This is a genomic window from Pseudomonas sp. NPDC088885 (genome assembly GCF_044750025.1).
Lineage (GTDB): Bacteria > Pseudomonadota > Gammaproteobacteria > Pseudomonadales > Pseudomonadaceae > Aquipseudomonas > Aquipseudomonas rustica.
Map to the genome: position 1 here is coordinate 1 of NZ_JBIVJB010000128.1, position 9,711 is coordinate 9,711.

Genomic DNA, 9,711 nt, shown 5'->3' on the forward strand with positions numbered 1-9,711 from the left:
TTGCTCGCTTTGATCCGGGTGGACCAAAAAGATGATTTCGTAATGACGCATGAATGCTCCTTACGGGTTGTAGCCTGCCGCTCAAAAACGGTCAGACAAGGAGTGAATGACACTTATGGACTTGCTGGCGCGGGGCACATGCGTGCCTGCCGTCACAGCAAGGGGCGCAATTGTAGAGAAGGGACAGAAGAGGTGCAAGGCAATTGGTGATTATTTGAACAATCACCAAAGAACACCTGTAGGAGCTGCCGAAGGCTGCGATCTTTTGATTTTGTTTTTAAAGACAAGATCAAAAGATCGCAGCCTGCGGCAGCTCCTACAGGGGGCTTATTTCTTGGCAGCAGGCTTGGCTTTTACGCCGCGCTGACGCTGGGCTTCAAACAGGCAGACGCCCGTCGCGACCGAGACGTTGAGGCTGCTGACGCTACCGGCCATCGGCAGTTTCACCAGATAGTCGCAGTGTTCGCGGGTCAGGCGACGCATGCCTTTGCCTTCGGCGCCCATGATCAGAATGGTCGGGCCCGTCAGATCCTGGTCGTAGATGCTGACTTCAGCTTCGCCTGCCGTGCCGACAACCCACAGACCGCGCTGCTGAAGCTTTTCCAGCGTACGCGCCAGGTTGGTTACAGCGACCAACGGAATCACTTCCGCCGCGCCGCAAGCGACTTTACGCACCACCGGAGTCAAGGTTGCCGACTTGTCTTTCGGCACGATCACCGCCAGCGCACCCGCCGCATCGGCGGAACGCAGGCAGGCGCCGAGGTTGTGCGGATCGGTCACGCCGTCGAGCACCAGCAGCAACGGTGCGCCGTCAGTGCGATCGAGCAGCTCGTCGAGCATCGCTTCGCCCCAGACCTGGCTCGGGCTGACTTCCGCGACCACGCCTTGGTGAACGCCTTCAACCCAGGCGTCCATTTCACGGCGCTCGGCCTGACCAACCTGGACACGATTCTCGTTGGCCAGCTCAACCAAGGTCTGCACGCGCGGATCGTTGCGGCTTTCCGCCAGCCAGATCTGCTTGACGCGCTTCGGGTGGTGACGCAGCAACGCTTCTACCGCGTGAACGCCGTAGATTTTTTCCAACTGACTCATGACTTCGCCTTCGGTTTACGTGCCCCGCCACTTTTGGCTGGAGCAGAACCCGCTTTTGGCGGGCCTTTACGATGTTTGCTCGGTTTTGCTGGCTTGCCGCCGGAGGCCTTTTCAGGCGCCGACCGCCCGGTCTTTCCCCCAGGCGCCGCTTTACCACCGTTTTTGGCGTCGGAAAGCAGAGCCTTCTTCATTTCACGGCTTTTACGCAGCTCGGCGTTTTTCGCCACAGCGTCGCTTGGACGATAGGCTTCGGGAGCTTTCTCTTTCGCTGGACGGCGACCTGCGGTTTTTGCAGGAGCCGCTTCGGCTTTTTCCTTCGCGGCTGGCGCAGCAGTTTCAGCACCACGCTTTTTGCGACCGATCGGCGCGCTGATGGTTTTTTCGGCCATCTCGAAGTCGATCTTGCGCTCGTCGAGGTCAACGCGCATGACGCGCACTTCAACGGTATCGCCGAGACGGAAGCTACGACCGGTGCGCTCGCCCGCCAAGCGGTGATGCACAGGATCGAAGTGGTAGTAATCGCCCGGCAGCGCGGTGACGTGCACCAGGCCTTCGACGTAGATATCAGTCAGTTCGACGAACAGACCAAAACCGGTCACCGCAGTGATCACACCCGGGAACGACTCGCCCACGCGATCCTTCATGAACTCGCACTTGAGCCAGTTCACCACGTCGCGGGTCGCTTCGTCGGCACGGCGCTCGCTCATCGAGCACTGCTCGCCGAGTTGCTCAAGCGCCGCTTCGTCGTACGGATAGATGCGCGCCTTCGGAATGGTCATCGCACCGGCACGGCGAACGTGCGGGGTGTCCTGTTTCGAATGGATCACGCTGCGGATTGCGCGGTGCGTGAGCAAATCCGGGTAACGACGGATCGGCGAAGTGAAGTGGGTATAGGCTTCGTAATTCAGGCCGAAGTGGCCCTGATTGTCAGCGCTGTACACCGCTTGGCTCAGCGAACGCAGCATCACGGTCTGGATCAGGTGGAAATCCGGACGATCCTTGATGCTCGCCAGCAATGCCTGGTAGTCCTTCGGCGACGGGCCGTCCTTGCCTTTATGCAGGGACAGGCCGAGTTCGCCAAGGAAGGCACGCAGTTTTTCCAGACGCTCCGGTGGCGGGCCGTCGTGGACGCGGTACAGCGCAGGAATTTCGTGCTTCTTGAGGAATTCGGCGGTGGCCACGTTGGCCGCCAGCATGCATTCTTCGATCAGCTTGTGCGCATCGTTACGGGTGGTCGGACGGATTTCGGCAATCTTGCGCTCGGTACCGAAGATGATTCGGGTTTCCTGCGTTTCGAAATCGATCGCGCCACGTACGTGACGAGCAGCCAGCAGCACCTTGTACAGCGCATAAAGCTGCTTGAGGTGCGGCAGAACGTCGTTGTACTCACCGCGAAGCTGACGCGCCTCGGTGACTTTCGGCGTTTCCAGCATCGCGCTGACTTTGTTGTACGTCAGACGAGCGTGGGAATGGATCACTGCTTCATAGAAGCAGTAGTCAGTCATTTCGCCAGATTTGGAGATGGTCATCTCGCAAACCATGGCCAGACGATCGACGTGCGGGTTCAGCGAGCAGAGGCCGTTGGACAGTTGCTCAGGCAGCATCGGCACGACACGCTCGGGGAAGTACACCGAGTTGCCGCGCACTTGCGCTTCGTTGTCCAGCGCCGAACCGATTTTCACGTAGCTGGAAACGTCGGCAATCGCCACGTACAACTTCCAGCCGCCGGAGAACAGGCGCAGCTTGCCCGGTTTGGCTTCGCAATAAACCGCATCGTCGAAGTCGCGGGCATCTTCGCCGTCGATGGTGACGAACGGCAGATGGCGCAGGTCAACGCGCTTCTCTTTGTCTTTCTCTTCGACTTCAGGCTTGAGCTTGGCCGCTTCTTTCAGGACAGCTTCAGGCCAGACGTGCGGAATGTCGTAGGTGCGCAGGGCAACATCGATTTCCATGCCCGGCGCCATGTAGTTGCCGACCACTTCGACCACATCGCCTTGCGGCTGGAAGCGCGGCGTTGGCCAGTGGGTGATTTTCACCTCGACGAACTGACCGATCTGCGCGTTGGCGTTACGGCCCGGCGTGACCAGCACTTCTTGCTGGATCTTCGGATTGTCGGCAACGACAAAACCGATGCCGCCTTCTTCGAAGTAGCGACCGACGATGGTTTCGTGAGCACGCGAAACAACTTCGACGATCACGCCTTCGCGGCGACCGCGACGGTCAAGACCGGAAACACGGGCCAGCGCACGGTCACCGTCAAACACCAGACGCATCTGCGACGGGCTCATGAACAGGTCGTCGCTGCCGTCGTCCGGCACCAGGAAGCCGAAACCGTCACGGTGACCGCTAATGCGACCGAGGATCAGGTCGAGCTTGTCGACCGGCGCGTACGTGCCGCGGCGGGTGTAGATCAGTTGAGCGTCGCGCTCCATGGCGCGCAGGCGGCGGCGCAGGGCTTCGATCTGGTCTTCTGTGGTCAGACCAAACTCTTCGACCAGTTGCTCGCGGGCAGCAGGCGAACCCCGATCGGCGAGGTGCGCCAGGATCAGTTCGCGGCTAGGAATAGGGTTTTCATATTTTTCCGCTTCACGAGCGGCCTCGGGATCGAGGGACTGCCAATCGGCCATTAGAGAGTTTTCACCTTGTCTATATGCGGGTTAGTTTGGCATAGGCGCCATGAAACGGGAAATTTCCGCTTCTATAAGGCGCGTATCCGGGGCTGTAGCGTTGCTTGAAAGCCGTTTTGACCACCGCCGGTAAAAAAAATCATGTTTTTTGCTGAGAGGGGTTTACAGTTAAAAAGACGCTCCGTATAGTGCGCGCCATCGACGACGCACAGCGTTGCCGATACTGCCCAGATGGTGAAATTGGTAGACACGCCAGCTTCAGGTGCTGGTGACCGCAAGGTCGTGGAAGTTCGAGTCTTCTTCTGGGCACCAATTTAGAGTTTGAGACTAGATCAGTTTCAAGACTCACACAAAAACCCGCGAAAGCGGGTTTTTTGCATTCTAAGGAACGCTTTTGTTAAAACCGATTTATTAAAATTAAATCAGGGGTTTACAGATTAAAAAGCGCTCCGTATAGTGCGCCACATCAACAGCGGCAACGCTAGCGATGATTGCCCAGATGGTGAAATTGGTAGACACGCCAGCTTCAGGTGCTGGTGACCGCAAGGTCGTGGAAGTTCGAGTCTTCTTCTGGGCACCAATTCAAATTCAAGGTTACGGTCTTGGATTTCACAAAAACCCGCGAAAGCGGGTTTTTGCGTTTCTGGCTTCCGGAAATTCACAATGCCCTGTAGGAGCTGCCGAAGGCTGCGATCTTTTGATCTTGTTTTTCCAAAGAGCAAGATCAAAAGATCGCAGCCTTCGGCAGCTCCTACGGTTCAACGCAGACGTCGTATCAGAGCTGGCTGCCTCTCGCAAGGCGCACTTGAGAAACAATATCGTTTATCATTGTTGCAAGTTTTTGCAATGCGACAGTGAGGAACCCTGCGAATGACGTTTCGAAATACCCTGCGCCGAGGCCTGACCTTCACCCTTCTCGGCCTGGCGCTCGCCACTCCCCTCACCCAGGCTGCCGATGCGGTTTCCCTGACTCTCTATAACGGCCAGCACAAGGAGGTCGGCGACGCGATCGCCAAAGCCTTCGAAGCCAAGACCGGCATTCACGTCAATGTCCGCAAAGGCAGCAGCAATCAGCTCGCCAGCCAGGTCATCGAAGAAGGCGACCGCTCCCCCGCCGACGTGATCTACACCGAAGAATCGCCGCCGCTGAATAATCTCGGCGAACTCGGCCTGCTGGCGAAAACCGATGACGCCACTTTGGCTGTGCTTCCGGAAAAATATGTGGCCGGCAACGGCACCTGGATCGGCGTCACAGCGCGCGTTCGCGTAGTTGCCTACAACCCGAAACTGGTCGATGAAAAAGACCTGCCGAAATCGGTGATGGAATTCTCCGATCCGAAGTGGCAAGGCAAAGTCGGTTTCGTGCCAACCAGCGGTGCGTTCCAGGAACAGGCCGTAGCGATCATCAAGCTGCACGGTCGTGACGCTGCCGAAGAATGGCTGACTGGCCTGCGCGCATTCGGCAAAACCTACAGCAACAACATGGTTGCCCTGAAAGCTGTGGAAAACGGCGAAGTCGCTACCGTGCTGGTGAACAACTACTACTGGTTCGCCCTGCAGCGCGAGAAAGGCCAACTCGACTCGAAACTGCATTACTTCACCGGCGGCGATGTCGGTGGCTTGATCACCGTATCCAGTGCTGCCGTGCTGAAATCCAGCAAGCATCCAAAAGAAGCCCAGCAATTCCTCGCCTACATGGCCAGCGAAGAAGGTCAGCGCGTGATCACTCAGACCACCGCCGAATACCCGCTACACAAAGGCATGGAATCGGATCGCGGGCTCAAGCCGTTCAGCGAACTGGAAGCGCCGAACGTAACGCCGGCCGATCTGGGCAATGCCGAGGAAGCGCTGGAACTGGAACGTGAAGTTGGCTTGAACTGATGGCCGCATCGTTATCCGCCCCCGCCGCGCGCGGGGGTTACGTACCAAAGCGTAAGCGGCCGTCGATCTGGCTGGTGCTGCCAGTGTTGCTGCTGGTGGTGCTCAGCCTTTTGCCGCTCGCCTACGTCGGACTGAAAGCCTGGCAGGCCGGCTGGGCCGAGGCGCTGCACTTGCTGTGGCGCCCGTACGTGTTCGGCCTGCTGCGCAATACGCTGGCATTGATGGTTGGCGTGACGATTACCTGCGGCGTTATCGGTCTGTCGCTGGCGTGGCTGCTGGAACGCAGCAATCTGCCGGGGCGGCGCCTGTGGGGCGTGATTCTGTGCCTGCCGTTCGCGGTGCCGGCGTTTGTCAGCAGCTTCACCTGGGTCTCCTTGAGTGCGCAGTTCGAAGGGCTCGGCGGGGCGATTCTGGTGATGAGCTTGTCGAAGTATCCGCTGATCTTTCTGCCGGTAGCGGCAACCCTGCGCAATCTCGATCCATCCCTTGAAGAATCCGCGCGCACCCTCGGGCAGAATCGCTGGGGGGTGTTTTTCCGCGTCACCCTGCCGCTGCTCTGGCCGTCGCTGCTGGCCGGTTCGCTGCTGATTGCCTTGCACATGTTGGTGGAGTTCGGCGCGCTGTCGATCATCGGCCTGCAAACCTTCACCACGGCGATCTATCAACAGTTCGAACTGGAATTCAGTAACGCCAACGCGGCGATGCTTTCTGCGGTGCTGCTGGCGCTGTGTCTGTTGCTGTTGTGGCTGGAACTGCGCGTGCGTGGCAAAGGCCGGCATGTGCGCACCGGGCAAGGCGCGGCGCGTCAGGCGGAGCAAGTTCGATTGGGTCGCTGGGCTTCGCTGGGTCAGTTGTATTGTCTGGCGCTGGCGATTGTCGGCAGCGGGATTCCGCTGGGCATGCTGGCGTACTGGCTGGCGGTCGGATCGTCGGCAGCCTTTCCGGTGGCGGCGATCACCGAAGCGCTGCTGTCGTCGCTGGCGTTGTCGCTGGGCGGCGCGGCGTTGTGCCTGGTGCTGGCAGTGCCGGTGGGTTTGCTGGTGGTGCGTTACAAAGGCCAATTGGCGATTTGGGCTGAGCGTCTGCCGTACCTGTTGCACGCGCTGCCGGGCCTGGTGATTGCGCTGACGCTGGTGTATTTCGCCCTGCATTACGTGCCGGCGCTGTACCAGACTTCGGGGTTGTTGCTGATTGCTTATGCGCTGCTGTTTCTGCCGCTGGCGCAGGCACCGATTCGTACTGCACTGAACAAGGCTGCACCGCAGCTTGAAGAGGCTGCCCGCACGCTGGGCGCTTCGTCGTTCACGGCGTTTTGCCGGGTAACGTTGCCGATTATTTTCCCGGCATTGGGCGCGGCGTTTGCGCTGGTGTTTCTCGATGCGATGAAGGAATTGACGGCGACGTTGCTGTTGAGTCCGACCGGGCTTAACACGCTGGCGACCGAGGTGTGGGCGCATACCGCGAATGTTGAGTTTGCGGCGGCGGCGCCTTATGCGGCGTTGTTGATTTTGGTGTCCGGGTTGCCGGTGTATCTGCTGACGACGCGGATGTATCTGAGCCGCTGATACCGCTTTCGCGAGCAGGCTCGCTCCCACATTTTGACCAAGTCCCATCAGAGGAATGCGATCAAATGTGGGAGCGAGCCTGCTCGCGAAGAGGCCCTCCCAGCCAACGCTAAGCCCTGAACTGCCCCAGACTCGCCTTCAACTGCGCAGCCAAACCATCCAGCACCTTGCCACTCGCCGTGGTTTCCACTACCGCCTGCGCCGCTTTCTCGGCCTGCGCATGAATCGTCTCTACCCGCCCACGCACCGCCTGCGCACCCTGCGCCTGATGCGCCGCTGCCTGCGTCGCCAGACCAATCGCCGCATGCACCTGCTCAACCGAGGCCTGCACCGATTGCTGCAACCGCGCACTGTCGCGCAACACCAGCAAGCCTTCGCTAGCCTGACGCCCGGCCTGACCAATCGCCTCGACCGCCTCACGCGCACCCTGCTGCAAAGCAACAATGTGCGCCTGAATATCGCCGGTAGAGCTTTGCGTCTTGCTCGCCAACGCACGCACCTCATCCGCCACTACGGCGAACCCACGCCCGGTTTCACCCGCGCGCGCTGCTTCAATGGCCGCGTTCAGTGCCAGCAAATTGGTCTGCTCGGCGATCCCGTGGATCACCGTCAGCACCACTTCAATCTGTTCACTCTGCTGCGCCAGTCGCTGGATGACTTTCGCTCCAGTGTCGACCTGTCCCGCCAACGCCTCAATCAAGCCGCCGACCTTGGCCGACGTGCGAGTGTTTTCGTCGGTAGCCTGACGAATATCCACCACCTGCTTCAACGCCGCCTGCATCGCATGGCTTTCCGACTGCGCCTCGTCGGCCATTTGCGACAGTGCGCGCAGACTCTCCGCCACTTCATCACGCTGCATCCCGGCCGCCGCATCGGCACCAGCATTGCGCAGAGTCATCGCGCCGATTTCCACGCCGGTACGCTGGGCGACATCGCCCGCCTCGCGCACGATCGGCTGCAACTTATCGACAAAGCGATTGACCGCCGAAGCCATGTCGCCGATTTCGTCCTTGCTGTTGATCTGCACCCGCTTGGTCAGATCGCCCTCGCCCGCTGCCAGATCATCCATCGCGGCATTGAGCATCTTCAGGCGATTGACCACGCGATGGCCCAACACCACGGCCAGCAACAGCAGCACGCCGCAGCCGACCAGCGCCAGGCCCAGACCGATTCTCCAGCGCAGCGTCGCCGCGGCTTCTTGCACGGTGCTGGCGGTATTGGCTTTCATTTCAGCAGCGGTGGATTGCGCCGATTGCAGACGCGCCTGCATGGCTTTTGCGCTATCGGCGGCAGCACCTTGAAGACTGTCGCCGACCAGTTGATCACTGCTGGCGATCAGCGCCGAGAAGCGTTTATCCAGCGCGGCCAGATCGGTTTCCACCGACGCCGTGGAAACGCCCATCAGCACCTTGCCGATTTCCACGCCGTTGGGATTGATCGAGGCTTCAAGGTAGTAAACCGACGGATCGTTCTTCGCCGCATCCAGCACCTTATCCAGCGCACGCTCGCCTTGGCCTTTTTCCAGCAAGGCTTTGTTGATCGGGTTTTCGCGGTTGAGATAACGGGTCAGGTGCTGGCCGGTGGCATCGTCGTACACCACAAACAGCACATTGGGATTGCGCTGGGCACGACGAGCGAACTCGGAGAGGGTCGGCACGTCGCTGTCCCACATCGCGCGCGGCGCAACGGAGGCGAGCAGTTGCGCCATGTCATTGGCCGAGTCCTTGAGGTCTTTTTCCAGGGTCGCACGCAACTGCGCCTGCTCATCCTTCAGACGCGTGGACAAACCGGCGGTCAAGCGCTGGCGGGTGCTGCTGGAAAGGTTGTCCAGGCTCGACGTGACTTCACGTCCGGCCTGCTCTAGTTCACCAGAGAGTTTCTGGCTGTCGGCACCTAGGCGCACGGCCAGATCGGCTTCCAGCGCCGTGACGGTGCTCCGTGTCAGGGCGACGGCCACCAGCACTTGCACCAAAAGGGCGATACCAAGGGTAACGAATACCGGGCGCAACAAACGGCTTTGTAACAGTGAGAGAACGGCCGACACTGTGAATACCTCTACTTCTGACGCCATTAATTTGATGGCACTCTTGTAGGAAGTTTCACAGCAAAGGTCATGCCGTCCGACAGGCATAAACGACAAAGGCCCCGATTAAGGGGCCTTTGTTTTTTACATCAACGACTTATCAAGCAAACGGATGACGCAGAACGATGGTTTCGTTGCGATCCGGGCCCGTCGAAATAATGTCGATCGGTGCGCCGATCAACTCTTCAACGCGCTTGATGTAGGCACGAGCGTTAGCCGGCAGCTCTTCCAGGGTTTTGGCACCCACGGTCGATTCAGTCCAGCCCGGCACTTCTTCGTACACAGGCTGCAGGCCTACGTAGCTGTCAGCGTCGGTCGGAGCAACGGCGTTGCCTTGCGCGTCTTTGTAGCCGACGCAGATGTTGATGGTTTCCAGACCGTCGAGTACGTCCAGCTTGGTCAGGCAGATGCCCGAGATGCTGTTCACATCGATAGCGCGACGCAGGATAACGGCGTCGAACCA

7 protein-coding genes and 2 tRNA genes are annotated in these 9,711 nt (G+C 59.4%); 5 read left to right on the plus strand and 4 right to left on the minus strand.

The features are described 5' to 3' along the window. On the plus strand, positions 1-210 hold a 210-nt coding region (locus ACIP1X_RS26160; protein ID WP_400755727.1), incomplete at its 5' end, for a hypothetical protein. Positions 211-327: 117 nt separating this feature from the next. Here the strand turns inward: ACIP1X_RS26160 and rlmB are convergent. Both rlmB and rnr read right to left on the minus strand, forming a co-directional pair. After that, on the minus strand, positions 328-1,092 hold the full coding sequence (gene rlmB, locus ACIP1X_RS26165; protein WP_008078316.1) for a 23S rRNA (guanosine(2251)-2'-O)-methyltransferase RlmB: 765 nt from the start codon (positions 1,090-1,092) through the stop codon (positions 328-330). Continuing rightward, positions 1,089-3,719, minus strand: a complete 2,631-nt coding sequence (gene rnr, locus ACIP1X_RS26170; protein WP_400755728.1) for a ribonuclease R — start codon at positions 3,717-3,719, stop codon at positions 1,089-1,091. Before rnr ends, rlmB begins: the two co-directional genes overlap by 4 nt. Before the next feature lie 225 nt (positions 3,720-3,944). Here rnr and ACIP1X_RS26175 point away from each other — a divergent pair. From ACIP1X_RS26175 to ACIP1X_RS26190, 4 genes are all read left to right on the plus strand, one after another. Further along, positions 3,945-4,031: transfer RNA gene (locus ACIP1X_RS26175), tRNA-Leu, on the plus strand. Between the two features lie 181 nt (positions 4,032-4,212). Continuing rightward, positions 4,213-4,299 (plus strand) — tRNA-Leu (locus ACIP1X_RS26180). Between the two features lie 290 nt (positions 4,300-4,589). Next, entirely contained in the window at positions 4,590-5,600 is a 1,011-nt protein-coding gene (locus ACIP1X_RS26185) for an extracellular solute-binding protein (protein ID WP_282356812.1), read from the plus strand. Then, a complete protein-coding gene (locus ACIP1X_RS26190; RefSeq protein ID WP_400755729.1) occupies positions 5,600-7,165 on the plus strand; it encodes an ABC transporter permease in 1,566 nt (521 codons plus the stop codon). The genes ACIP1X_RS26185 and ACIP1X_RS26190 overlap by 1 nt, the downstream gene beginning before the upstream one ends. A 109-nt stretch (positions 7,166-7,274) precedes the next feature. Here the strand turns inward: ACIP1X_RS26190 and ACIP1X_RS26195 are convergent, their stop codons facing one another. Beyond that, positions 7,275-9,209 (minus strand): methyl-accepting chemotaxis protein, encoded by a 1,935-nt coding sequence (locus ACIP1X_RS26195; RefSeq protein ID WP_159815251.1) that lies wholly within the window; start codon positions 9,207-9,209, stop codon positions 7,275-7,277. A 139-nt stretch (positions 9,210-9,348) separates the two neighbouring features. Further along, the coding region (locus tag ACIP1X_RS26200; RefSeq protein ID WP_400755730.1) for an adenylosuccinate synthetase at positions 9,349-9,711 on the minus strand (363 nt) is incomplete at its 5' end.

Bases quoted from the DNA above. Each gene is read 5' to 3' on its own strand.
- rlmB (WP_008078316.1), bottom strand. From the start codon at position 1,092: ATGAGTCAGTTGGAAAAAATCTACGGCGTTCACGCGGTAGAAGCGTTG.
- rnr (WP_400755728.1), bottom strand. From the start codon at position 3,719: ATGGCCGATTGGCAGTCCCTCGATCCCGAGGCCGCTCGTGAAGCGGAA.
- ACIP1X_RS26185 (WP_282356812.1), top strand. From the start codon at position 4,590: ATGACGTTTCGAAATACCCTGCGCCGAGGCCTGACCTTCACCCTTCTC.
- ACIP1X_RS26190 (WP_400755729.1), top strand. From the start codon at position 5,600: ATGGCCGCATCGTTATCCGCCCCCGCCGCGCGCGGGGGTTACGTACCA.